The organism is Pseudomonas sp. JC1203 (assembly GCF_056175065.1).
Genome location: NZ_JBWCAM010000025.1, coordinates 38407 through 60961 on the forward strand (window position 1 = coordinate 38407; position 22555 = coordinate 60961).

The window sequence follows — 22555 nt, forward strand, 5'->3', positions numbered from 1 at the left end:
TGTGAACGGATGGTTCTACCCTAACAGGTATGAATGCTGTGGCAACCCGAACGCCTGGGCGTTCAATCGTGAAACTCGGCAACCAGCGTGCGGCTGCCGGCCATGAAGGCGTCGGCCACCAGGCGCAGCGGTTGCAGGTCGGCGTCGCTGGCCTGGCGCTGGATCAACTGGGCGAAATGCGCGTACAGCGACGGGTATTCGGCTTCTGGCGGCAGCGCCTGGGGCTGGTCATCGATGAACAGCGCGGCGCCGCCCTGCTCCATGCGCAGCACGCCTGCGTCGGTCTCGACGACGATGCGCCAGATGTCCGGCTCAGGATGGTCCCAGTCAAAATCGGCGGTCACCGGCAGGCCACGGGCGTCGGCCATTTGCAACCGCGCGGCAATCGGCGCCTGGTGGTTGGCTGGCACGTCCAGCTGCGCGGCGGTGACGAACAGCGGCTCGGACAGCAGCGCAGTAACCATGGACAGGGCATTGATGCCCGGGTCGAACACGCCCTGGCCGCCGGCCTGCCAGATCCACGCCTGGCCGGGATGCCATTTGCGCACGTCTTCTTTCCAGGTAATGGCCACGCTGCGCAGCACCCGGCCCTCCAGCCACTGGCGCGCCGGCTGCACCGCCGGGGCAAAACGCGAATGCCAGGCGAACAGGCAGCTGACGCCCTGGGCACGGGCCAGCTCGACCAGCGCCATGGCCTCGCCTAGGCTGGCGCACGGCGGTTTTTCCACCAGCACGTGCTTGCCGGCCAGCAACGCCTGGCGCACCTGGGCGTAGCGGCCCTGGGGCGGCGTGCAGAAGGCCACGGCGGCCACGGCCGGGCCGTCGGCCAGCAGCGCGTCGAGGCTGCTGAAATTGGCGACGCCGGGGCACGGCTGGCCCAGCGTGGCCACCGCCTGCAGGCGGTAGGCCGGGTTGCCGAGGATCGCCGGCACGTGCTGGTCCTGGGCGATCTTGCCGTAGCCGACGAGGCCCAGCGAAAGGTGCTCCATGGTGCGACTCCTGTTGCAATCGTGATTGTTGTTATGGATAGGCAGCAAGGTGGACGGCTGAGTCTAAACCATCCAGGCGGAGGTACGACAACTGCCGACGGTCAAAATAAGTGGTCGGTACGGTCCATTTCTCTTTAAAATGGCCGCCATTCTCTTTCATGCACATGCCCGCCCTTCAGGCGAGGCTTTGCTGTTCACGCAAGGAAACCCATGTCCCTGTCTTCCATTCGCGGCAATGTCCTGGCCGGGCTGACGTCATCGTTCGCCCTGGTGCCGGAGTGCATCGCCTTCGCCCTGGTGGCGCAACTCAACCCGTTGATGGGGCTGTATGGCGCCTTCATCATCTGCACCCTGACCGCGCTGTTCGGCGGCCGCCCGGCGATGATCTCCGGCGCCGCCGGCTCCATGGCCGTGGTCATCGTGGCGTTGGTGGTGCAGCACGGCGTGCAGTACCTGCTGGCCACCGTGGTGCTGGGCGGGTTGATCATGGTGCTGTTCGGCCTGCTGCGCCTGGGCAAGCTGATCCGCATGGTGCCGCACCCGGTGATGCTGGGCTTCGTCAACGGCCTGGCGATCATCATCGCGCTGTCGCAACTGGAGCACTTCAAGGTCGGCAGCAGCTGGCTGGAAGGTACGCCGCTGGCGATCATGCTGGGGCTGGTGGCGCTGACCATGGCCATCGTCTACCTGCTGCCACGCCTGACCCGCGCGGTGCCGCCGGCGCTGGTGGCAATCGTCGGCGTCAGCGTGCTGGTATATGCGCTGGGGCTGCCCACCCGCACCCTCAGTGACATGGCGCACATCGCCGGCGGCCTGCCCAGCCTGCACTGGCCCAGCGTGCCGCTGAACCTTGAGACCCTGAAAATCATCGCGCCCTATGCGGTGCTGATGGCCATGGTCGGCCTGCTGGAAACCCTGCTGACCTTCAACCTCACCGACGAGCTGACCGAGACCAAGGGCCAGCCCAACCGCGAGTGCGTGGCGCTGGGCGTGGCCAACGTGGCGTCCGGGCTGTTCGGCGGCATGGGCGGTTGCGCCATGATCGGCCAGACCGTGATCAACCTCAGCTCCGGCGGCCGTGGGCGGCTGTCGGGGGTGGTGAGCGGCATCATGGTGCTGCTGTTCATCCTGTTCCTGTCGCCGCTGATCGAGCGCATTCCGCTGGCAGCCCTGGCCGGTGTGATGTTCGTGGTGGCCCAGCAGACCTTCGCCTGGGGCTCGCTGCGGGTGCTGGGCAAGGTGCCGCGCCAGGACGCGGTGGTGATCGTGGCGGTGACCGTGATCACCGTGTTTACCGACCTTGCCACTGCCGTGCTGTGCGGCATTCTCATTGCCGCGCTGGCGTTCGCCTGGCAGCACGCCCGGGACATCCGCGCCGACGCCGACACCAGCCAGCCCGGGCGCAAGCGCTACACCCCGCACGGCACGTTGTTCTTCGCCTCGACCACGCACTTCCAGGCGCTGTTCGACCCGCGCAACGACCCGGATGACGTCGTTGTCGACTGCCGCCATCTGCACCTCGCCGACCACTCGGCGATTGCTGCGCTGGAAGCGCTGGCGGCGCGGTATGAGAAGGCTGGCAAGGGGTTTGTGCTGGAGCAGTTGTCGGCGCGTAACCAGCAGTTGTTGCAGCGCGCGGGGGCTGCAGTCGCGGTGAGTTGAAGGCCCGGACGCGACGTTGTTGTGGGAGCTGGCTTGCCAGCGAGCTGTTGAGGCCCTAAAAACTCGCTGGCAAGCCAGCTCCCACAGAGACAGTTGCTGCTACAGGGCTGCGTCCCAGGGCCGCACGGGTTGGATCGCACGCCATCTGCCGTTAAGGTGTAACAACATTTGTTGTTGCACAGAGGCAGACATGACAGAAATTGCATTGGTAGTGGGTGCCAGTGGCATCGTCGGCCGCGCGGTGACCCGCGTGCTGGCCGAGAACACCAACTGGAAGGTGGCGGGCCTGTCGCGCCACCCGGACCTGGCGCCGGGCATCATCCCCATTGCCGCCGACCTGCAAGACCCCGCCGCCCTGGCCAGTGCCCTCGCCGGCCTGTCGCCCACCCACCTGTTCATCACCACCTGGTCGCGCCAGGCCAGCGAAGCGGAGAACATCCGCGTCAACGCCGGCATGGTGCGCAACCTGCTCGACGCCTTGCGCAGCGCCCGCAGCCTGCGCCATGTGGCGCTGGTCACCGGCCTCAAGCATTACCTGGGCCCGTTCGAGGCCTACGGCCAGGGCAGCCTGCCGCAGACGCCGTTCCGCGAAAGCCAGGAGCGCCTGGACGTGGAAAACTTCTACTACGCCCAGGAAGACGAGGTGTTCGCCGCCGCCAAGCGCGACCATTTCACCTGGAGCGTGCACCGCCCGCACACCATCACCGGCGTAGCCGTGGGCAACGCCATGAACATGGCCACCACCCTCGCCGTCTACGCCAGCGTGTGCAAGGCCAGCGGCCGGCCGTTCGTGTTCCCCGGCTCGCGGGTGCAATGGGACAGCCTCACCGACATGACCGACGCGCGCATCCTCGCCCGCCAGCTGCTGTGGGCCGCCACCACGCCAGCAGCCGCCAACGAGGCGTTCAACGTCACCAATGGCGACGTGTTCCGCTGGAGCTGGATGTGGGGGCGCATTGCCGAATGGTTCGGCCTGGACGCCGCGCCGTTTCCCGAACAGCCCATGCCGCTGGCCGAGCAGATGGCCAATGACCAGGCCACCTGGAGCGCCCTGGCGGCGGAACATGGCTTGCAGGAAAGCGATATCCAGCGGCTGATCTCGCCGTGGCATACCGATGCCGACCTGGGGCGGCCGGTGGAAGTGGTGACGGACATGTCGAAGAGCCGCCGCCTGGGTTTTGTCGATTTCCAGGCCAGTGACCAGGCGTTCTTCGATGTGTTCGCGCAGTTGCGGGCGGAGCGCTTGATTCCCTGAACGAGTTGTGGGAGCTGGCTTGCCAGCGAGCCTTTGATTGTCAAAAACTCGCTGGCAAGTCAGCTCCCACATGCCATCAATCGTCCAGCGACTGCGGCTCCGCTGCCTTCGCCGGCTTGCCCGCCTTGGTGCCCTTGGCGGCCTTGCCCGGCTCTGCCGCTGGCGCAGCCGGGGCTGGCGCTGCCGCCTCCTTCTCGGCCATGGGCATGGCGTCCACGGTGTCGAACACTTCCTTGAGCTCTACCGGGCCGCTCTTCTCAAGTTTCTTGGTGCCGTCCTTGCCCACCAGGATGGTCTTGGGCAGCTCGCCGGCGCCCAGGCTCAGGCCGCGGATCAGCGCCATGGTGGCCTGCGGGTCGAGGTTCTTGCCGTCGCGCTGGCCGATCATGTTGACCACGGTGTACAGCACCAGGCTGCGCTGGGCGAACGCCTGCTTGTTGGCCGAGTCTTTCAGCGCGTCCTGGAAATGCACCAGGGTGGGGTCCACCGAGCTGCGCGCGATGATGATCAAGGGCCGGGTCTTGCCTTGCTCCTGTGCCAACGGCGAATCGCTGTCGGCGGCCAGCACGGGGCCGGCAAGCGCTACAAGGGCAGCAAGGGCCAGAGACCGAATGAGCATGTACACCTCCATTTCATATTGACGCCCTAATGACTACAGGACTGGGCGAAAGGTCCGGCTTATGGCGTTGAATTTGTAAGTTTTTTCAACAGGCTCGGCTGTAGCTTAGGCGAGCCTACCCGGCGCGCAAGCCGAACCGCCCCACAACGCGGCCCACGTAGCAGCTGCCGCAGGCTGCGTCCGGCTGCCCCCCGCCCCAATGTATCCACCACCCCGCGTATATGTAGCAAAAATTTACCCAGCTTTTACCCGCCCCGCCCCCTATCTGGCCTGCGGGTTCTGCATAATCGCCGCTTTCGTTTCCTGTTCAAGCAGAGTCGTTATGTCAATGCTGCCTTTTACCCTTTCCCGTTTCCTCCGCCCCCTGGCCGCCGCCGTTGCGCTCGCCGCGCTGGGCGCCTGCTCCAGCCCGCCGCCAGCCGATGACGACGGCATGGTGTCGCTGCAGGAATACCTGAAGACCGCCTACAACCCCGGCCAATCCAACAAGCTCGACGGCTGGGCCACGCGCTGGGCCTGGGGCACGCACCAGGTCGACCTGTCGCTGCTGGTGCCTGCCGGCCAGAAGAACGTGCCGCTGGTGGTCTACCTGCCCGGCCTTGGCGAAGACGACAGCGCCGGCCAACTGTGGCGCCAAAGCTGGGCCAACGCCGGCTACGCAGTGCTGACCGTGCAGCCGACCCGTTACGACTCATCGGTCTATAAAACCCCGGACGCCCAGGCCGGCGCCTTCCGCGGCATCGCCGCCAACAGTTACGCCGACCCGGCCCTGCAGGCACGGGTCGCCGAGGTGGTGACCGTGCTCGCCGAAGTGCGCCGCCGCGGCCTGGCCGGTGAAGCCGGCTTCAGCGCCGTGGACGTGCAGCGCACGGTGGTCGCCGGTTACGACCTCGGCGCCCAGACCGCCGCCGCCCTGGCCGGCGAGCGCGACGCAGGCCAGCCGCGCCTGAGCCAATGGCGGCCGCTGGGTGCCATCGTCCTCAGCCCCTACGTGGCCGCTGGTGCCGACCCGGCACGCTTCGGGCAAATCGACACGCCGGTGCTCAGCGTCACCGGCCCGCTGGACGAAGACCCCTTCAGCTGGGTGGCCAGCGCCCAGCAGCGCTTTGCCTTCTTCGACGGCCTGGGTACCCAGGGCGGCTACCAGTTGCGCCTGCAGGACGCCAGCCACAAGGACCTGTCCGGCACCGTGCCGCACGCAGGCGGTGGCAGCAAACCGGGCGACGGCAAGGGTGAGCGCCGCCATGGCGGCGGCCCCGAGGGGGGTGGCCCCGGAGGGCCTGGCGGCGAAGGCCGTGGCAGCGCCAAGCAGGTGGACCTGGGCGTGGACCGGCGCCAGGCCGCCAGCGTGGCGGCCATCACTACCGCCTGGCTCGACGCCACGGTCAAGCACACGCCCACCGCCCAGCAATGGCTCGACCAGCAGGCCGGCCAATGGCTGGGCCCGGTGGGCCGCCTGGAACACAAGGCCGGCAGCGCGCACTGAACCACGCCGCTTGACAGCCTGACGCCGGGCCACTGAAGATCGAAGATAGGAAGCTAACGGCTTTCTGTCTTCGCTCCAGTCTTCGGGAACCGGTTTTGTGAAAGGCACCTTCCGCTCGCTCCGCATCTACAACTACCGCGTCTGGGCCAGCGGCGCGTTGATCTCCAACATCGGCACCTGGATGCAACGCACCGCGCAGGACTGGCTGGTGCTGGTGCAACTGACCCACGAAAGCGCCACCGCCGTGGGCATCGTCATGGCCCTGCAGTTCGGCCCCTACCTGCTGCTGATGCCCTTCACGGGCCTTGCCGCCGACCATTTCGACCGCCGCAGACTGGTGATGACCACCCAGGCGCTGTCCGGCGCCCTGGCGTTGGCGCTGGGGGTGCTGACTCTGACCGGGGTGGTGCAACTGTGGCACGTGTACGTGTTCGCTTTCCTGTTCGGCTGCGTCAGCGCCTTCGACTCCACCGCCCGCCAGACTTTCGTCGCCGAGCTTGTGGGCGACAAGGAACTGTCCAACGCCGTGGCGCTCAATTCCACCTCGTTCAACGCCGCGCGCATGATCGGCCCGGCGGTGGCCGGGGTGCTGATCGCCGCCATCGGCAGCGGCTGGGTGTTCCTGCTCAACGCCGCCTCGTTCGGCGCCGTGCTGGTGTCACTGCGCTGGCTACGGGTGGCCGACCTGCGCCCGCTGGAACGCACCAGGAGCAGCCGCGCCGGCCTGGCCGAAGGCTTCGCCTACGTGTGGCGGCGGCCCGACCTGCTGGCGATTTTGTGGATGTACTTCCTGATCGGCACCTTCGGCCTGAACTTCCCGATCTTCATTTCCACCATGTCGGTCACGGTGTTCCACCAGGGCGCCAGCGAATACGGCGTGCTCACCTCATGCATGGCCGTGGGTTCGGTGCTGGGCGCGCTGCTCTCGGCCAGCCGCGCCACGCCGCGCATGGGCGCGCTGCTGGCCGGCGCCCTGCTGTTCGGCCTGGGCACGGGGCTGGCGGCGCTGATGCCCGGCTACTGGTGGTTCGGCCTGACCCTGACCGCGGTGGGGGTTTCCGCGCAAACCTTCACCACCACCGCCAACAGCGCCGTGCAGCTGTCCACCGAGCCCGCCATGCGCGGCCGGGTGATGGCCATTTTGCTGGCCATCGCCGTGGGCGGCACGCCGCTGGGCGCCCCGGTGGTGGGCTGGGTGGCGGACGTCTGCGGCCCGCGCTGGGCGCTGGGCATCGGCGCGATCTCGGGCCTGCTGGCGGCTGCGGTGGCCATGCGTTACCTGATCAAACACAAAGGCCTGCGCGTGCGTTGGGAAAATGGCCGGCTTCGGCATAGGCTGGAAATGCCCTGAGCGTCGGGGGCTACGCGGTGCGCCCGGACGCAGCCTGCGGCAGCTGCTACGGGTAGGTGGTGGATTTTCTGTAGCAGCGGCCGCCAGGCCGCGTCATGGGCTACGCGGTGCGCCCGGACGCCGCCTGCGGCAGCTGCTACGGTGAAGGTGTCTTCGTTGCCGAGCTGCCGTCATGAGCCAAGCCATCGCTGCCTACCTGCATTACCTGTCGATATTCGCGCTGTTCGCGCTGCTGTCGCTGGAGCACGTGCTGCTCAAGCCCGAGCCGACGCTGGCCCAGGCGCGTAGCCTGATACGCGTGGACATGCTGTTCGGGATTGTCGCAGGGCTGGTGCTGCTGACGGGGCTGGCGCGCATGCTGTGGTTCGCCAAGGGGCCCACGTACTACCTGCACAACGGCTTCTTTCACGCCAAGGTGGCGCTGTTCGTGCTGATCGGCCTGTTGTCGATCCTGCCCACCATGCGCTTCCTGGGTTGGCGCGCGGCGGTCAAGGCCGGCAGGGCGCCGGCCATGAGCGCGGCCAGTGTGCGGCAGATGACGATGGTCATCCGCCTGGAACTGGCGTTGCTGGTGCTGGTGCCGTTGCTGGCCACGCTGATGGCGCGTGGCTTCGGCACCTTCTGAACTCAGCCGTGGGTGTAGGTCACGCCCAGCGAGGCCAGGGCGTCCCAGTAGCGCGGGTAGGTCTTGCCCACGCACAGCGGGTCTTGAATGCGGATACCGCCCACCTTCAAGCCGGCCAGGGCAAAGCACATGGCAATGCGGTGGTCGGAATGGGTGTCGATCAGCGCATTGCAGGTGGTACCGGCCAGGGCTGGGTCGGCGTGCACCAGCAAGTCGTCGCCCTCCACCGTCGACAGGCCCGGGCGAATGGCGTTCAGGCCATCGTCCAGCGCCGCCACGCGGTCGCATTCCTTGACGCGCAGGTTGGCCAGTTCCACGAAGCGCACCGGCGTCGCGTTGAACGCGGCCAGCACGGCCAGGGTGGGAATGGCGTCCTGCATCTGCGAGCCGTTGATCACCGCGGGCATGTGCGGGAACTGGGCGATGTAGTCCTGGGCCTTGGCATCGGGCTGGGTGAACGCATCGTCGGCCACGCCCAGGTCGATACGCCCGCCGGTGAGGGCCTGGGCCGCCCACAGGTAAGTGGCGGCCGAAGCATCCGGTTCGATGAAATAGTCACCGGCCACGTAGCCGGTGGGCTGCACGCGCCAGGTGACGTCGTCCAGTTGCTCCACCTGGGCACCGAAGGCGCGCATGCAGGCGAGTGTCAGGTCCACGTAGCCGCGGGCGCCGATGTCCTTGCCGGTCAGCGCCACGTCGATGGGCGCGGTGCCACAGGCCGCCACCATCAGCAGTGCCGAGACGTACTGGCTGGACAAGCCGCCATCAATTTCAAAACGCTGGGCCTGCAGGCGGCCGGTGCCCTTGACCTGCACCGGCGGGCAGCCGGTGGCGCTGTGCACGTCGACGCCGCCGGCGCGCAACGAGGCCAGCAGCGGGCCGATGGGGCGCTTCTGCATGTAGTGGTCGCCGTCCAGGGTGACGTCGCCGTTGACGGTGGCCACGGCGGCGGTCAGGAAGCGCACGGCAGTGCCGGCGTTGCCCAGGAACAGCGGCTCGGCCGGTACCTGCAGCTGGCCGCTGCTGGTGACCACGAAGGTGGTGTCGTCCGGTTCGTCGATGACCACGCCCATCTGCCGCAGGGCATTGGACATGTGCCGTGTATCGTCGCTCTTCAGCGCGCCATCCAGGCGGCTGGTGCCCTTGGCCAGGGCGGCCAGCAGCAGCGCACGGTTGGTGATCGATTTCGACCCGGGTGGCGAAACCTGTCCGTTCAGGGCAAAGCCAGGCGGGATCACCGTGATTGTTTGTTGCGCAGCCATTTGTTCAACACTCCCCACTCGAAAACCTTGCCGACGGTACAACCCCAGCAATAAAGATTCCCATCATGCCATTTATGCGCGGGCAGTTGCACCCCGGCGCGCCCCGGGACTAGGCTGAATGCGCAAAATGGACCATTTCGACCACAGGAGCGCTGCATGAAGACCGTCAACCTAGGCAGCACGGGCCTCAAGGTTTCCCCCCTGGCCCTGGGCTGCATGACCTACGGGGTGCCCAACCGCGGCAAACACCCCTGGACTCTGGACGAACAAAGCAGCCGCCCGCTGATCAAGCAGGCGCTGGAACTGGGCATCAACTTCTTCGACACGGCCAACAGCTACTCCGACGGCACCAGCGAGGAGATCGTCGGCCGGGCGCTGCGCGACTACGCCCAGCGTGACGAGATCGTCATCGCCACCAAGGTGTACTTCCCCATGCGCGCGGCGCCCAACGTCGGCGGCCTGTCACGCAAAGCCATCTTCACCGAGATCGACAACAGCCTGCGCCGCCTGGGCACCGACTACGTCGACCTGTACCAGATACACCGCTGGGACTACGCCACGCCCATCGAGGAAACCCTGGAAGCGCTGCACGACGTGGTCAAGGCCGGCAAGGCCCTGCACATTGGCGCCTCGTCCATGCACGCCTGGCAGTTTGCCAAGGCCCTGGCCACCTCGGAGCGCCATGGCTGGACGAAGTTTGTGTCGATGCAGGACCACCTGAACCTGATCAACCGCGAGGAAGAGCGCGAAATGCTGCCGCTGTGCCGCGACGCCGGCATTGCCGTGCTGCCCTGGAGCCCCCTGGCCCGTGGCCGCCTGACCCGTGACTGGAACCAGGGCACCGCGCGCACCGAGACCGACGACTACGGCAAAAGCCTGTACCAGCCCCACACTGAAGCCTGCGACCGGCAGATTGTCGAGGCCGTGGCACGGGTGGCCGCTGCCCGTGGCGTGCCGCGCGCGCAGGTGGCGCTGGCGTGGGTGATGCAGGCGCCAGGCGTGACCGCGCCACTGGTGGGCGCCTCGAAGCCCGAGCATTTGAATGATGCGGTAGCGGCGTTGGCGCTGAAGCTTGAGCCTGAGGAAATCGAGCAACTGCAGGCGCCGTATATTCCCCATGCGGTGGTCGGGTTTACCTGAAACTCGCGGCCGCTGCTGGAAACCTGTAGCAGCGGCCGCAGGCCGCGTCCAGGGAAAATGAATATTGACACGCGTCGTATGACGTCTGATAACCTCAAGGCACAATAACAAGGAGTCGTGCCCAATGCCCTCCCCGTTCCCACGCCTGGCCCGCCGGGCCATTCCCTTCCTGTTCGCCACTCTGTCCTGTCAGGTAACCATGGCCTCTACCTTCGTCTACGTCTCCAACGCCGCCGATGGCACTGTCTCCACCTACCAGCTGGACACCGCCAACGGCAAGCTCACGCCCGGCCCGGTAGCCAAGGCCGGGGCCAACGTCATGCCCATGGCCGTGAGCCCCGACCGCAGCCGCCTGTACGCCGCCGTGCGCTCCAAACCGTACCGGTTGCAAACCTTCAGCATCGCCCCTGGCGACGGCCACCTGACCCAGGTCAGCGAAAGCCCCGCCCCGGACAGCTACGCCTACATCTCCCTCGACCAGACCGGCCACTACCTGTTCGGCGCCTCCTACGACAACGACATCATGACCGTCACCCGCGTCGACCAGGCCAAGGTCGCCGACGCCCCGTTGCACACCCTCAGCACTGCGCAGAACGCCCACTCGGTGCGCATCGACAAGGCCAACCGCACGCTGCTGGTGGCCAACCTGGGCGGCGAGCGCGTGCTGCAGTACCACTTCGACAGCGCCACCGGTGCGGTCACGCCCTTCACCCCCGCCCACCTGGCCGCGCCCGAAGGCCTGGGGCCGCGCCACCTGGTGTTCGCGCCAGACAACCGTTTCGTCTATGTGCTGGATGAGCTGCATGACAAGGTCATCAGCTACGCGCTGGACGCCACCAGCGGCCAGTTGACCCAGGTGGCGGTCAGCAGCAGCCTGCCGGCCGACTACGGCCTGAAACCCGGCGCCCCGCGTGGCCCGTCGCGCGTCACCACGCCGGCCATGCAAGCCCACGCCGACAACAGCGAGGACATCTGGGCCGCCGACATCCACATCACTCCGGACGGCAACTACCTGTACACCAGCGAGCGCACCAGCAGCGTGCTGTCGGCGTTCAAGGTGGACAAGGCCCACGGCACGCTGAGCTTGATCGGCACCTTCGCCACCGAGAAACAACCGCGTGGCTTCGCCATTACCGCCGACAGCCGCCACCTGATCTGCACCGGCGAAAAATCCACCCAGCTGTCGGTGTTCGACATCGACCCGGCCACCGGCGGCCTCAGCCTCAACGGCCGCTACCCCAGCGGCAACGGCGCCAACTGGGTGGAAATCGTCAGTTTATAAGCCCAGCTCGCTCAGGCCCGGATGCTCGTCCGGGCGGCGGCCCTGGGGCCAGTGGAACTTGCGTTCGCTGGCCTCGATGGGCAGGTCGTTGATGCAGGCGAAACGCAGGGCCATCAGGCCGTTCTCATCGAACTGCCAATTCTCGTTGCCGTAGGAACGGAACCAGTTGCCCGAGTCGTCGTGCCATTCATAGGCGAAGCGCACGGCAATGTGGTTGTCGGTGAACGCCCACAGCTCCTTGATCAGCCGGTACTCCAACTCTTTCTGCCACTTGCGGGTCAGGAACGCCTGCACCTGCTCGCGGCCGTTGACGAACTCGGCGCGGTTGCGCCACTGGGTGTCAGCGGTGTACGCCAGGCTGACCTTGAGCGGGTCGCGGCTGTTCCAGCCGTCTTCGGCCAGGCGTACTTTCAGCGCAGCGGTCTCGCGGGTGAACGGCGGCAAGGGTGGACGTGGGGCGTCGACAGGCATGGCAGGTACCTCGCGTTAGGGGGGTAGATACTGTGGGAGCTGGCTTGCCAGCGACCTTTTAAAACGTCAACAACTCGCTGGCAAGCCAGCTCCCACACGATTATTCCAAATCCAGAGATTAACTGCGAAAAATATTCTACGGCAAAGGGATATTGGTGCGCATAAATCAATAATTTTCCCCGCCCTAGCGCGTAAGCTTTCTCCATCACTGACCCGCAGGAAGAAAGGGACGCCCCAATGCCCAGCACCCCATTGTATTTCGATTACGCCGCTACCACCCCCGTCGACGACCGCGTGATCGCCGCCATGGTCGAGTGCCTGGGCCAGGCCGGCAACTTCGGCAACCCGGCGTCCAGCTCCCACGCCTTCGGCCAGCGCGCCAAGCTGGCGGTGGAATCGGCGCGGCGCCAGGTGGGCGAACTGATCGGCGCCCCGGCCGACAGCCTGGTGTGGACCAGCGGCGCCACCGAATCCAACAACCTGGCGCTGAAAGGCGTGGCCGCCGCAGCCAGCGCCGAGCGCCGGCACATCATCACCAGCGTGTTGGAACACAAGGCCATCCTCGACACGGCCAATGAACTGGAACAACAGGGCTTCGCGATCACCCGCCTGCAACCGGATGCCCACGGCCTGATCCAGCCAGAGGCCGTGCGCGCAGCCCTGCGCGCCGACACCCTGCTGGTGTCGTTGATGCTGGTGAACAACGAACTGGGCACCCTCACCGACGTCGCCGCCATCGGCCAGATCGTCCGTGACCACGGCGCGCTGATGCACGTGGACGCCGCCCAGGGCACCGGCAAAGTGGCCATTGACCTCGGCCAGTGGCCGGTGGACCTGCTGTCCATCTCGGCGCACAAGAGCTACGGCCCCAAGGGCATCGGCGCCCTGTACGTGGGCGAACGCGCCCGCCCTGCCCTGCGCGCGCAAATTCACGGTGGCGGCCACGAACAGGGCTTGCGCTCGGGCACCCTGGCCACCCACCAGATCGTCGGCATGGGCAGCGCCTATGCGTTGGCCAGCGCCCACCTGGAAGAAGAACACCAGCGCATCCAGGCCCTGTCGGCGCGCCTGCGCGACGGCCTGCTGCAACTGCCGGGCGTCAGCCTGAACGGCTGTCCACGCCAGCGCATTCCGCACACCCTGAACCTGTGCATCGACGTGCCCGGTTTCAACAGCGCCCTCCTGGCCAACGACCTGGCACTGTCCTCCACCTCCGCCTGCAACTCCGCCAGCGCCGGCCCTTCGCACGTGCTGGTGGCCCTGGGCCTGAGCAACGAACAGGCCCTGCGCAGCGTGCGCCTGAGCCTGGGCCGCTACACCAGCGCAGCCGACGTGGAGCGCGCCATCGAGGTAATTGGCCAGGCCGTGAGCGCTCCGCCGCCGTTGTGGTGACTGCGGGGGTGACGTTCTGATTTTTTCTTTTAGAAGCGCAGTACGGCTCGCTCACACTTGGAGCATTATTTTCACGCTCTCTGCGAAAGGCTCTTGAATATGCTGCGCAATATCGGCCAAACACTCAAACAACTGCGCAAAGCGAGTGGCCTCACTCAGGAAGCGCTTGGCCGAAAATACGGCATGAGCCGTTCGACAATTTCTGGTCTTGAAAACAACACGCTCAGTGAAATTGGTTTGCGCAAAGTTGGAGCATTGCTTGCAGGCTTCGGCTATGAATTGCTCGCAACACCAAAACGAGGTCGTCGCCCTACGCTGGATGACCTTAAGAGCTGCGGGTTTCATGATTGAACAATGGTCTGGGTCGCACCTGCAAGCCGAGCAAAAGCATTGCGTTACTCCCCCAATTGCATCAAATACAATGCATATTTGCGTAACGCTGCAAAACGCATTGCATTTGATGCAAGTTAACTCATCAAAGCTTCAACAACCGCTCCGCCGCCACAGGCTTCAACCGTGGCGTCAGCACATGAATCACCACGATCGCCACCAGGTACGCGCTGCCCGCCACGATGAAGATCGGCTGGTAGGACTTGAACACGTCAAGGATGTAGCCATTGTAGGTGGTCATCAGCATGCCGCCCATGGCGCCGGCGGTGCCGCCGATGCCGATGACCGAGGCCACGGCCTGTTTCGGGAACAGGTCGGATGGCAGGGTCATCAGGTTAGCCGACCACGCTTGGTGCGCGGCCGCCGCCAGGCCGATGATGGCCACCACCAGCCACAGGTTGGAGACAAACTGCGCGGTGACGATGGGAATGACCGCCAGGGCGCAGATCAGCATGGTGGTCTTGCGCGCGGCGTTGGCGCCGCGGCCGTTCTTCAGCTGCCGCGACGAGCCCCAGCCACCCAGCACCGAGCCCACGTCAGCCAGCAGGTACACCGCGATCAGCGGCGGGCCGAAGGACTTCAGGTCCAGGCCGTAGGTCTTGCCCAGGAAGTCCGGCAGCCAGAACAGGTACAGCCACCAGATGGGGTCGGTCAGAAACTTGCCGGCGGCGTAGGCCCAGGTCTCGCGGAAGGTCAGCAGCTTGAACCAGGAGAACTTGGCGGGTGTGGCGTCCACCGGCAGCGAAGGGTCGGTGTCGGATTGAATGTATTCAAGCTCCGAGGCGCTGACGCGCTTGTGCTCTTGCGGGCTGCGGTACATCAGCAGCCAGGCGATCAGCCACAGGGCGGTGACGATGCCGATGGAGATGAACGCCGCGCGCCAGCCCCAGGCGAGTGTGATGGCCGGCACCAGCAATGGCGTGACGATGGGGCCGAAGGCGGTGCCGGCGTTGAAGATGCCGGTGGCCTGGGCCCGCTCCTTCTGCGGGAACCATTCCGACACGGCCTTGAGGCTGGCGGGGAAGCTGCCTGACTCACCGAAGCCCAGGGCAAAGCGCGCCATGGCGAACTGCGTCACGCCATTCACCAGGCCGTGGCAGACACTGGCGATGGTCCACAGGGTGAAGGCAAGGGCGTAGCCGATGCGCACGCCAACCTTGTCGATCACCCGGCCAAACGTCAGGAAGCCGATGGCGTAGGCGCACTGGAACCAGAACACGATAGAGGCGTAGTCGCTCTCCGACCATTTCAGCTCGGCGGCCAGGGTGGGCTTGAGGATGCCGATCATTTGCCGGTCGATGTAGTTGATGCCGATGGCCACGAACAACAAGGCGCAGATGGTCCAGCGGTAACGGCTGGTGAGGGTACGGGGGACGGCGGCGGCTTGCGGGGGAACGGCGCGGCCCCGGGGGGCGGGCCCGATATCGATAGTCATGCTGCGGCTTCCTTTTTGTTTTTATTGAACCCATTCGACAGCGACACGATGGATTTGTAGGACATCGTATGACGTGATTTGGGAGGTGTCAAATACCCTCCCGAAGGTGCCGTGCGAGCGAAATTCGCTGTGAAGAATGTTTTTCGGACTGTTCAATATAATGCTCACAGGGTAAATTCATCGCGGTCCCCTGAGGCGACGCAACGAGAACCCTATGAACACCTCCACGACGAGAAGTGATACCCCTGGCGCGCCAGGTTACAGTCACCCCATTTCCCTCTCTATTTACCTTCAGCCATTGGCGGTAGCAGCATGATCGAGGTCATCGAAGTTTCCATTGCCCAGCTGCGTGCTGCGCTTGAATCTGGCCAGACCACTGCCGTGGAACTGGTGCAGGCCTACCTGGCGCGCATCGACGCCTACGACGGCCCTGCCACGGCCACGGCGCTCAACGCGGTGGTGGCGCGCAACCCCGAGGCGTTGGAAGAGGCCCGTGCCTCCGATGCCCGTCGCGCCCGTGGGGAAACCCTCGGCCCGCTGGACGGCATTCCCTACACCGCCAAGGACAGTTACCTGGTAAAGGGCCTGACCGCCGCCTCCGGCAGCCCGGCCTTCGCCAAACTGGTGGCCCAGCGCGACGCCTTCACCATCGAGCGCCTGCGCGCCGGTGGCGCCATCTGCCTGGGCAAGACCAACATGCCGCCCATGGCCAACGGCGGCATGCAGCGCGGCGTTTATGGCCGCGCCGAAAGCCCCTACAACGCAGCGTTTCTCACCGCGCCGTTCGCCTCGGGTTCGTCCAATGGCGCCGGCACCGCCACGGCGGCCAGCTACTCGGCGTTCGGCCTGGCCGAAGAAACCTGGTCCAGCGGCCGTGGCCCTGCCTCCAACAACGGCCTGTGCGCCTACACGCCGTCGCGCGGGGTAATCTCGGTGCGCGGCAACTGGCCGCTGACGCCGACCATGGACGTGGTGGTGCCCTACGCGCGCACCATGGCCGACCTGCTGGAAGTGCTGGACGTGGTGGTGGCCGAAGACCCGGACACCCGCGGTGACCTGTGGCGCCTGCAGCCCTGGGTGCCGATCCCCAGCGTGGCCTCGGTGCGCCCGGCGTCCTACCTGGAACTGGCCGCCAGCAGCACCGCGCTGGCCGGCAAGCGCCTGGGCGTGCCGCGCATGTACATCAATGCCGACGACGAAGCCGGCACCTCCGAGGCCCCGGGCATCGGCGGCCCGACCGGCCAGCGCATCAACACCCGCGACAGCGTCATCGAGCTGTGGCAGCAGGCGCGCAAGGCCCTGGAAGCGGCCGGTGCCGAGGTGGTCGAGGTGGACTTCCCGCTGGTGTCCAACTGCGAGGGCGACCGCCCTGGCGCACCGACCGTGTTCAACCGCGGGCTGGTGTCCAAGGAGTTCATGCACCATGAACTGTGGGACCTAAGCGCCTGGGCGTTTGACGACTTCCTGCAGGCCAACGGCGACCCGCAGCTCAACCGCCTGGTGGACGTCGACGGCCCGCAGATCTTCCCCCACGACCCGGGCACCCTGCCCAACCGCGAGGGTGACCTGGCCGCCGGCATGGACGAATACGTGCGCATGGCCGAGCGCGGCATCACCCCGTGGGACCAGATCAGCACCCTGCCCGACGGCCTGCGCGGCCTGGAGCAGACGCGCCGGCTGGACCTGGAAGACTGGATGGACCGCCTCAAGCTTGACGCCGTGCTGTTCCCCACCGTCGCCGACGTGGGCCCGGCAGACGCCGACGTCAACCCGGCTTCGGCGGACATCGCCTGGAGCAACGGCGTGTGGGTGGCCAACGGCAACCTTGCCATTCGCCACCTTGGCGTGCCGACCGTCACCGTGCCCATGGGCGTGATGGCCGACATCGGCATGCCGGCGGGCCTGACCTTCGCCGGCCGCGCCTATGACGATTCGAGCCTGCTGCAACTGGCGGCGGCGTTCGAGGCCACCGGCAACCTGCGGCAGATCCCGCCGCGTACCCCGCCGTTGCGTTGACCCACCTGTGGGAGCTGGCTTGCCAGCGAGTTGTTCAGGCTTGAAAAGCTCGCCGGCAAGCCGGCTCCCACACCAACGTCAAGACGCCAACATCACCCGGTCCCGCCCCGCCTGCTTGCCCTGGTACAACAGCTGGTCCGCCCGGTTCAGCGCATCGCGAAACGCCTCGTCCGGGGCAATCACCGTCACTGCCAGCGTCGCCGTCACCACCAGCGCCCTGCCCTCTATCAAGCCCGCCTGCGCCCGTATGTGCGCCAGCACCCGGTCCGCCACTTGCCGGGCTTCAGCCAGCGCGGTGTTCGGCATCAGCACCAGGAACTCCTCGCCACCCCAGCGCGCGGCAATGTCGGTGGTGCGCACGCAGCCGGCAATGCTGTCGGCCACCCGCTGCAGCACCAGGTCGCCCAGGTCATGGCCGTGCTGGTCGTTGAACAGTTTGAAATGGTCGACGTCCAGCAGCACGATCGCGGTCGGCTGTTCCTGGCGCGCGGCGCCCATCTGCCGCAGGCGCTGCAGCACCCGGCGGCGCGTGTACAGGCTGGTGAGGCTGTCGCGGTGGGCGGTGTGGAACAGGTGCAGCTGCATCGACAGGGTGAAGCGCACCGACAAGGCCGTGGCGTACATCAGCAGCGCCGTGGCAGTCAGGGCGTTGATGACGCCAAACAGGTCAATCAGCTCATCGCTGATACCGGCTGCCACATGGATCAGGTGGCGCACCGCGTAGCCGCCCACCGCCACCAGCGCAATGGCCAGGCTAAGGCCCAGGCGCCGCCAGGGCGCCGTCTGGAAGCAGAAGGCGATGATGGGTATGGGGCAGAACAGGTAGAAATGGAAATTGCTGTCCCAGCCCAGCAGGCAGGTGGCGATGACGGCGTGGGCAATGATTTCAACGCTGAACAACAGACCCGCCAGGTGGAAGTGATGGTGGCGAATGGCGAACAGGCAGCCCACGTACATCAGCACGCTCACCGCGTTGGCGGCCCACAGCGCCGGGATATTCAGAAACACGAACAGCGCGAACAGCACGATGTGGATGCCAAAGGCGATCCAGACGATGGCGATGATATGTCGCCAGAATTGTACGGTTGCATCCTGCAATACCTGGGCGCGGTCATCCGCAGAAAGGCTGATCATCAAGGGGGCTCGCAGGGGGTGGGAAATCGGTCTTGTTATGAGACTGATGTCGGCTGCGCCAAGCCACGCTTGATGCTGCCGGTCGGCAAAATCAATTCAGCATGGCATGCTTGATATTTTTGACAGGGAGCACCGCCATGAAAATCGCATTTCTGGGGCTGGGCACCATGGGCCTGCCCATGGCCGCGAATCTGCTGAAGGCCGGCTATTGGGTGCGCGGTTGGAACCGTTCGCCGGAGCCGGTGGCCAAGCTAGTCGCCCTGGGTGCCCAAGCCGCCAGCACACCGCGCGAAGCCGCCGAAGGCGCCGACGTACTGATCTCCATGCTGGCCGACGACGCCGCCACCCAGGCCACGCTGCTGGACGGCCAGGCCCTGGAGGCACTCAAGCCCGGCGCCATTCACATCAACATGGCGACCATCTCGGTGGCGCTGGCCAACCAGCTGCTGGCGTTGCACCAGGCGCGCGGCGTCGGCTACCTGGCGGCGCCGGTGCTGGGGCGGGTGAACGTCGCGGAGGCCGGGCAACTGCAGATCCTGGCCGCAGGCGATGCGCAGGCACTGGCCAGCGTGCAGCCGTTGTTCGACGTACTGGGGCAGAAGACCTGGCACTTCGGCGACCGGCCCGAGCAGGCCAACGCGGTCAAGCTGTCGGTGAACTTCATGATCGCCAGCGCCATCGGCACCATGGGCGAAGCCGTGGCGCTGGCCCAGGGCTATGGCGTGGACAAGGGCAGCGTGCTCGAGCTGGTCACCTCTACCCTGTTCAACGCGCCGGTGTACAAGGGCTACGGCAGCGCCATCGCCGAAGAGCGCTTCGAGCCGGCAGGCTTCAAGCTGGCGCTGGGGCTCAAGGACGTGCGCCTGGCCATGGAAGCGGCGGAAAAGGTCAACGTGCCGTTGCCGCTGGCCAGCACCCTGCGTGACACCCACATCGAAGGTCTTGCCCACGGCGAAGGCCACCTGGACTGGGCGGCGCTGTCGCGCACCAGCGCGCGCCGCGCCGGGCAGGTGTAGGCCACAGGCCGCATCGACGCCGGACGCCGCCTTCGGCAGCTGCTACGCGATTCCAGTAGCAGCGGCCGCAGGCCGCGTCCATAGGCGCTGCGGGGCGTCAGCCAGACCGCATCGGGGCCGGACGCAGCCTTCGGCAGCTGCTACGCGGTTCCTGTAGCAGCGGCCGCAGGCCGCGTCCATAGGCGCTGCGGGGCGTCAGCCAGACCGCATCGGGGCCGGACGCCGCCTTCGGCAGCTGCTACGCGGTTCCTGTAGCAGCGGCCGCAGGCCGCGTCCATAGGCGCTGCGGGGCGCGAGCCAGACCGCATCGGGGCCGGACGCCGCCTTCGGCAGCTGCTACGCGGTTCCTGTAGCAGCGGCCGCAGGCCGCGTCCACAGGCGCTGCGGGACGCGAGCCAGACCGCATCGGGGCCGGACGCCGCCTTCGGCAGCTGCTACGCGGTTCTTGTAGCAGCGGCCGCAGGCCGCGTCCATAGGCGCTGCGGGACGCCAGCCAGACCGCGCCGGGGCCGGACGCGTCAGTTGGCGCCCACGCCCAGGCGGGTGCCGGGGCCGTAGGCGGCGGCGAACGCCGGGCGGTCCTGCAGGCGGGCGTACCACTGGGCGACGTTGGGGCGCTGGTCCCACAGGCTGGCCAGGCCCAGGTCTTCCAGGCGCACGATGCTTGGCATCATGGCAATGTCGGCCAGGGTCAGCTGTTCATGGGCGATCCATGGCTTGCCGGCCAGCGCCTGCTCCATACGGTCCAGGGACTGCACGATACGCTCCATGGCGGCGTCCAGCTTCTCCTGGGCAAAACCGTCCGGCCCCACTTCCAGGGCGAAATGCTTGCGCAGCGGCAGGCGGTTGGCGAAGCCCTGGCGCTGTTCGGTGCTCATGTTGCGCAAGCCACCGCCGAAGAACTGCTGGAACGAAGGGTAGCGAATGGCCGGGGTCATCACCTCGTCCAGGTATTGCACCCAGGCGCGCATGTGCGCCCGTTGCAGCGGGTTGGCGGGAACCAGCTGCGGCGTGGGGAACACCTCGTCGAGGTATTCGTTGATCACGCTGGAGTCCACCACCACCTGGCCGTCGTGGGTCAGCGCCGGCAGCAGGCCGTTGGGGTTGATGGCCAGGTATTCGGGGGTCAGGTGCTGGCCCTGGTCCAGGCGCAGGCGCTGGTCGGTGTAGGCCAGGCCTTTTTCGGCCAGCACAAAGCGTACGCGCTGGCTGCAGGTGGATACGCCGGCGTTGAACAGTACAAGTTCAGTCATGGGAAATACTCAGGCAGTGATAATGGCCACGGCGCGGACGAAACCGGCCGAAGCGTGTTTGATCTTGTAGGGGAAGCACGACACCTCGAAGCCGGTGGCCGGCAGTTGCTCAAGGTTCGCCAGTTTTTCCATCTGCCCGTAGCCGATGTCGCGGCCCGCCTTGTGCCCTTCCCAGATCAACGCCGCATCGCCGGTGGCGGCGAAGCGTTCGCGGGTGTACTTGAACGGCGCGTCCCAGCTCCAGGCATCGGTGCCCACCACACGCACGCCGCGGTCCAGCAGGTACAGGGTGGCCTCGCGGCCCATGCCCACGCCGGCGTCCAGGTAGCCGGGCTGGCCGAACAGGCTGCCGGCGCGGGTGTTCACCAGCACGATGTCCAGCGGTTGCAGCACGTGGCCGATGCGCGCCAGCTCAGCCTCGACCTCGGCGGCAGTGATCACGTGGCCATCGGCGAAGCCGCGAAAGTCCAGCTTCACCCCCGGCTGCAGGCACCATTCCAGCGGCAGCTCGTCGATGCCCCAGGCTGGCTTGCCGCCGTCGGTGGTCGAGGCGTAGTGCCAGGGCGCGTCCATGTGGGTGCCGCTGTGGGTGGTGATGACCAGGCGCTCGGCGGCCCAGGCCTCCTGGCCGGGCATGTCCTCAAGCGTCAGCCCGGGGAACATCGCGGCCATTTCCGGCCAGCCCTGCTGGTGGTCGGTGTACTCGATGCGCGGCAGCAACGGCGGCGGGTCGGTGTAGGGGTTGTTTTCGAGGGTCACCGACAAGTCGATCAGACGGCGTTCAGGCTTCATGGCAAGGGCTTCCTTGTGCAGGGCGGCGCGCCGCAACGGTCAATTCCAGGGCATTGCGCACCAGGGCGGCGGCGCTGCCGTCATGGCGCAGGCCCAGCGCCCGCGCCTGTGGGGTTTTCAGCGGTGGCTGGCGGCCGAACTGGGCTTCCAGCTGGGCGTCCGGGCGGAAGCTGACCAACGCGCGGCTGGCTTCGCCGAAGCGTTCGGCCAGGGCATCCAGCACCTGGCCGATGGAAAGGTGCAACACCGGCAGCTGCCACACCCGGGGCGCATCGCTGGCCAAGGGCAGCTCGGCGGCGCGCAGCAGGTTGTTGACGCAGCAACGCGCCGACATCCACCACGCCGTGGCCGCCGCCGACACCGGGCATTCGTAGGGCTCGCCGGCCGCCACACACCGCATCAACTCGCTCATGAACGCCGAGCGCAGGCCATGGTGGCTGTGCGGCCGGGCGACGATGCCCGGCAGGCGCAGCGCACGGCCGTCCACTTCGCCGCGGCGGGCCAGGTCGCTGAGGGCAATTTCCACCATGCGCTTGTGTGCACCGTAGGACAGCTGCGGCTGCGCGGGCGCCTGCTCGTCCAGCCGCGCCGGCAGGCCTGCGCCGTACACCGCCACGCTGCTGGCGAACACCAGCACCGGCGGCCGCGCGCGGTTGCGCAGCTGCTGCAGCAATTCCAGGCTGGCTTGCAGGTTCACCTCGTAGCCCAGCTCGTACTGGCGCTCGGCGGCGCCCCCGGCGATGCTCACCAGGTGGAACACCACGTCGATGCCATCGGCCAGCACCCGCCGCACCAGCGCCGGGTCAGTGACGCTGCCGGGGTGCAAACGCAAGCGCGGATCCGCAGCGATGCCCTCCAGGTTCATGTCCAGCAACAGCAAGGTGCCGATAGCCTGCCCGCGCAGGCTACCCGCCGCCAGCAGGCGCTTGACCAGCAGTTGCCCGAGGAAGCCATTGGCGCCGGTGACCAGCACGCGCAGGCCGTT

General features: G+C 66.7%; 20 protein-coding genes. 11 read left to right on the forward strand and 9 right to left on the reverse strand.

The features are described from left to right. Positions 1-62: 62 nt before the first annotated feature. A complete protein-coding gene (locus tag AC0SZ7_RS28190) occupies positions 63-989 on the reverse strand; it encodes a Gfo/Idh/MocA family protein (RefSeq protein WP_475507455.1) in 927 nt (308 codons plus the stop codon). 210 nt (positions 990-1199) lie between these two features. Between AC0SZ7_RS28190 and AC0SZ7_RS28195 the strand changes: the two genes are divergently transcribed. Together AC0SZ7_RS28195 and AC0SZ7_RS28200 are read left to right on the forward strand one after the other, a co-directional pair. Beyond that, entirely contained in the window at positions 1200-2651 is a 1452-nt protein-coding gene (locus AC0SZ7_RS28195; RefSeq protein ID WP_475507456.1) for a SulP family inorganic anion transporter, read from the forward strand. Positions 2652-2841: 190 nt separating this feature from the next. Continuing rightward, positions 2842-3906, forward strand: coding sequence for an SDR family oxidoreductase (locus AC0SZ7_RS28200; protein ID WP_475507457.1), 1065 nt, complete (start codon positions 2842-2844; stop codon positions 3904-3906). Positions 3907-3982: 76 nt separating this feature from the next. On the opposite strand, the gene AC0SZ7_RS28205 is transcribed toward AC0SZ7_RS28200, so the two are convergent. Continuing rightward, complete coding sequence (locus AC0SZ7_RS28205; RefSeq protein WP_475507458.1) at positions 3983-4525, reverse strand: DUF4174 domain-containing protein; 543 nt, start codon at positions 4523-4525, stop codon at positions 3983-3985. Positions 4526-4847: 322 nt separating this feature from the next. Here AC0SZ7_RS28205 and AC0SZ7_RS28210 point away from each other — a divergent pair, with 322 nt between their 5' ends. The 3 genes from AC0SZ7_RS28210 to AC0SZ7_RS28220 all read left to right on the forward strand — a co-directional run bounded on the left by AC0SZ7_RS28210 (position 4848) and on the right by AC0SZ7_RS28220 (position 7987). Beyond that, positions 4848-6011: an alpha/beta hydrolase gene (locus AC0SZ7_RS28210; RefSeq protein WP_475507459.1), complete on the forward strand. Its 1164-nt coding sequence runs from the start codon at positions 4848-4850 to the stop codon at positions 6009-6011. A gap of 97 nt (positions 6012-6108) precedes the next feature. After that, entirely contained in the window at positions 6109-7362 is a 1254-nt protein-coding gene (locus tag AC0SZ7_RS28215; protein ID WP_475507460.1) for an MFS transporter, read from the forward strand. Positions 7363-7534: 172 nt separating this feature from the next. After that, the gene (locus AC0SZ7_RS28220) at positions 7535-7987 is read left to right on the forward strand and encodes a DUF2214 family protein (protein WP_475507461.1); all 453 of its coding nucleotides are present in this window, start codon (positions 7535-7537) and stop codon (positions 7985-7987) included. 2 nt (positions 7988-7989) lie between these two features. On the opposite strand, the gene aroA is transcribed toward AC0SZ7_RS28220, so the two are convergent. Next, positions 7990-9249, reverse strand: a complete 1260-nt coding sequence (aroA, locus tag AC0SZ7_RS28225) for a 3-phosphoshikimate 1-carboxyvinyltransferase (RefSeq protein WP_475507462.1) — start codon at positions 9247-9249, stop codon at positions 7990-7992. A 156-nt stretch (positions 9250-9405) separates the two neighbouring features. On the opposite strand from aroA, the gene AC0SZ7_RS28230 reads away from it, so the two are divergent. Continuing rightward, a complete protein-coding gene (locus AC0SZ7_RS28230; RefSeq protein ID WP_475507463.1) occupies positions 9406-10389 on the forward strand; it encodes an aldo/keto reductase in 984 nt (327 codons plus the stop codon). A 124-nt stretch (positions 10390-10513) separates the two neighbouring features. After that, on the forward strand, positions 10514-11671 hold the full coding sequence (locus AC0SZ7_RS28235) for a lactonase family protein (protein WP_475507464.1): 1158 nt from the start codon (positions 10514-10516) through the stop codon (positions 11669-11671). Here the strand turns inward: AC0SZ7_RS28235 and AC0SZ7_RS28240 are convergent. Continuing rightward, a complete protein-coding gene (locus tag AC0SZ7_RS28240) occupies positions 11666-12142 on the reverse strand; it encodes a nuclear transport factor 2 family protein (protein WP_475507465.1) in 477 nt (158 codons plus the stop codon). The genes AC0SZ7_RS28235 and AC0SZ7_RS28240 overlap by 6 nt on opposite strands. Before the next feature lie 237 nt (positions 12143-12379). Here AC0SZ7_RS28240 and AC0SZ7_RS28245 point away from each other — a divergent pair, with 237 nt between their 5' ends. Further along, on the forward strand, positions 12380-13534 hold the full coding sequence (locus AC0SZ7_RS28245) for a cysteine desulfurase family protein (protein ID WP_475507466.1): 1155 nt from the start codon (positions 12380-12382) through the stop codon (positions 13532-13534). A gap of 102 nt (positions 13535-13636) precedes the next feature. Then, the gene (locus AC0SZ7_RS28250; protein ID WP_475507514.1) at positions 13637-13885 is read left to right on the forward strand and encodes a helix-turn-helix domain-containing protein; all 249 of its coding nucleotides are present in this window, start codon (positions 13637-13639) and stop codon (positions 13883-13885) included. Positions 13886-14009: 124 nt separating this feature from the next. On the opposite strand, the gene AC0SZ7_RS28255 is transcribed toward AC0SZ7_RS28250, so the two are convergent. Next, positions 14010-15359 (reverse strand): MFS transporter, encoded by a 1350-nt coding sequence (locus AC0SZ7_RS28255; RefSeq protein ID WP_475507467.1) that lies wholly within the window; start codon positions 15357-15359, stop codon positions 14010-14012. A gap of 312 nt (positions 15360-15671) precedes the next feature. On the opposite strand from AC0SZ7_RS28255, the gene AC0SZ7_RS28260 reads away from it, so the two are divergent. Next, the gene (locus tag AC0SZ7_RS28260) at positions 15672-17375 is read left to right on the forward strand and encodes an amidase (RefSeq protein WP_475507468.1); all 1704 of its coding nucleotides are present in this window, start codon (positions 15672-15674) and stop codon (positions 17373-17375) included. Between the two features lie 78 nt (positions 17376-17453). Here AC0SZ7_RS28260 and AC0SZ7_RS28265 read toward each other — a convergent pair whose 3' ends face one another. Then, positions 17454-18509 carry a diguanylate cyclase gene (locus AC0SZ7_RS28265; protein WP_475507469.1) on the reverse strand — a complete coding sequence of 352 codons (1056 nt, stop codon included), beginning with the start codon at positions 18507-18509 and terminating at the stop codon, positions 17454-17456. 101 nt (positions 18510-18610) lie between these two features. Here AC0SZ7_RS28265 and AC0SZ7_RS28270 point away from each other — a divergent pair, with 101 nt between their 5' ends. After that, the gene (locus tag AC0SZ7_RS28270; RefSeq protein WP_475507470.1) at positions 18611-19525 is read left to right on the forward strand and encodes an NAD(P)-dependent oxidoreductase; all 915 of its coding nucleotides are present in this window, start codon (positions 18611-18613) and stop codon (positions 19523-19525) included. Positions 19526-20043: 518 nt separating this feature from the next. Here AC0SZ7_RS28270 and AC0SZ7_RS28275 read toward each other — a convergent pair. Genes AC0SZ7_RS28275 through AC0SZ7_RS28285 form a run of 3 tightly spaced genes read right to left on the reverse strand, consistent with a single transcriptional unit; the run spans position 20044 to position 22549 of the window. Beyond that, positions 20044-20778 carry a glutathione S-transferase family protein gene (locus AC0SZ7_RS28275; RefSeq protein ID WP_475507471.1) on the reverse strand — a complete coding sequence of 245 codons (735 nt, stop codon included), beginning with the start codon at positions 20776-20778 and terminating at the stop codon, positions 20044-20046. Positions 20779-20787: 9 nt separating this feature from the next. Further along, complete coding sequence (locus tag AC0SZ7_RS28280; RefSeq protein ID WP_475507472.1) at positions 20788-21570, reverse strand: cyclase family protein; 783 nt, start codon at positions 21568-21570, stop codon at positions 20788-20790. Continuing rightward, on the reverse strand, positions 21560-22549 hold the full coding sequence (locus AC0SZ7_RS28285) for an NAD-dependent epimerase/dehydratase family protein (protein ID WP_475507515.1): 990 nt from the start codon (positions 22547-22549) through the stop codon (positions 21560-21562). Before AC0SZ7_RS28285 ends, AC0SZ7_RS28280 begins: the two co-directional genes overlap by 11 nt. Between the last annotated feature and the right edge of the window lie 6 nt (positions 22550-22555).

What these genes read in the sequence shown, in the direction of transcription:
- AC0SZ7_RS28190 (WP_475507455.1), bottom strand. Translation starts at nt 989, where the DNA reads ATGGAGCACCTTTCGCTGGGCCTCGTCGGCTACGGCAAGATCGCCCAG.
- AC0SZ7_RS28195 (WP_475507456.1), top strand. Translation starts at nt 1,200, where the DNA reads ATGTCCCTGTCTTCCATTCGCGGCAATGTCCTGGCCGGGCTGACGTCA.
- AC0SZ7_RS28200 (WP_475507457.1), top strand. Translation starts at nt 2,842, where the DNA reads ATGACAGAAATTGCATTGGTAGTGGGTGCCAGTGGCATCGTCGGCCGC.
- AC0SZ7_RS28205 (WP_475507458.1), bottom strand. Translation starts at nt 4,525, where the DNA reads ATGCTCATTCGGTCTCTGGCCCTTGCTGCCCTTGTAGCGCTTGCCGGC.
- AC0SZ7_RS28210 (WP_475507459.1), top strand. Translation starts at nt 4,848, where the DNA reads ATGTCAATGCTGCCTTTTACCCTTTCCCGTTTCCTCCGCCCCCTGGCC.
- AC0SZ7_RS28220 (WP_475507461.1), top strand. Translation starts at nt 7,535, where the DNA reads ATGAGCCAAGCCATCGCTGCCTACCTGCATTACCTGTCGATATTCGCG.
- aroA (WP_475507462.1), bottom strand. Translation starts at nt 9,249, where the DNA reads ATGGCTGCGCAACAAACAATCACGGTGATCCCGCCTGGCTTTGCCCTG.
- AC0SZ7_RS28230 (WP_475507463.1), top strand. Translation starts at nt 9,406, where the DNA reads ATGAAGACCGTCAACCTAGGCAGCACGGGCCTCAAGGTTTCCCCCCTG.
- AC0SZ7_RS28235 (WP_475507464.1), top strand. Translation starts at nt 10,514, where the DNA reads ATGCCCTCCCCGTTCCCACGCCTGGCCCGCCGGGCCATTCCCTTCCTG.
- AC0SZ7_RS28240 (WP_475507465.1), bottom strand. Translation starts at nt 12,142, where the DNA reads ATGCCTGTCGACGCCCCACGTCCACCCTTGCCGCCGTTCACCCGCGAG.
- AC0SZ7_RS28245 (WP_475507466.1), top strand. Translation starts at nt 12,380, where the DNA reads ATGCCCAGCACCCCATTGTATTTCGATTACGCCGCTACCACCCCCGTC.
- AC0SZ7_RS28255 (WP_475507467.1), bottom strand. Translation starts at nt 15,359, where the DNA reads ATGACTATCGATATCGGGCCCGCCCCCCGGGGCCGCGCCGTTCCCCCG.
- AC0SZ7_RS28260 (WP_475507468.1), top strand. Translation starts at nt 15,672, where the DNA reads ATGATCGAGGTCATCGAAGTTTCCATTGCCCAGCTGCGTGCTGCGCTT.
- AC0SZ7_RS28265 (WP_475507469.1), bottom strand. Translation starts at nt 18,509, where the DNA reads ATGATCAGCCTTTCTGCGGATGACCGCGCCCAGGTATTGCAGGATGCA.
- AC0SZ7_RS28270 (WP_475507470.1), top strand. Translation starts at nt 18,611, where the DNA reads ATGGCATGCTTGATATTTTTGACAGGGAGCACCGCCATGAAAATCGCA.
- AC0SZ7_RS28275 (WP_475507471.1), bottom strand. Translation starts at nt 20,778, where the DNA reads ATGACTGAACTTGTACTGTTCAACGCCGGCGTATCCACCTGCAGCCAG.
- AC0SZ7_RS28280 (WP_475507472.1), bottom strand. Translation starts at nt 21,570, where the DNA reads ATGAAGCCTGAACGCCGTCTGATCGACTTGTCGGTGACCCTCGAAAAC.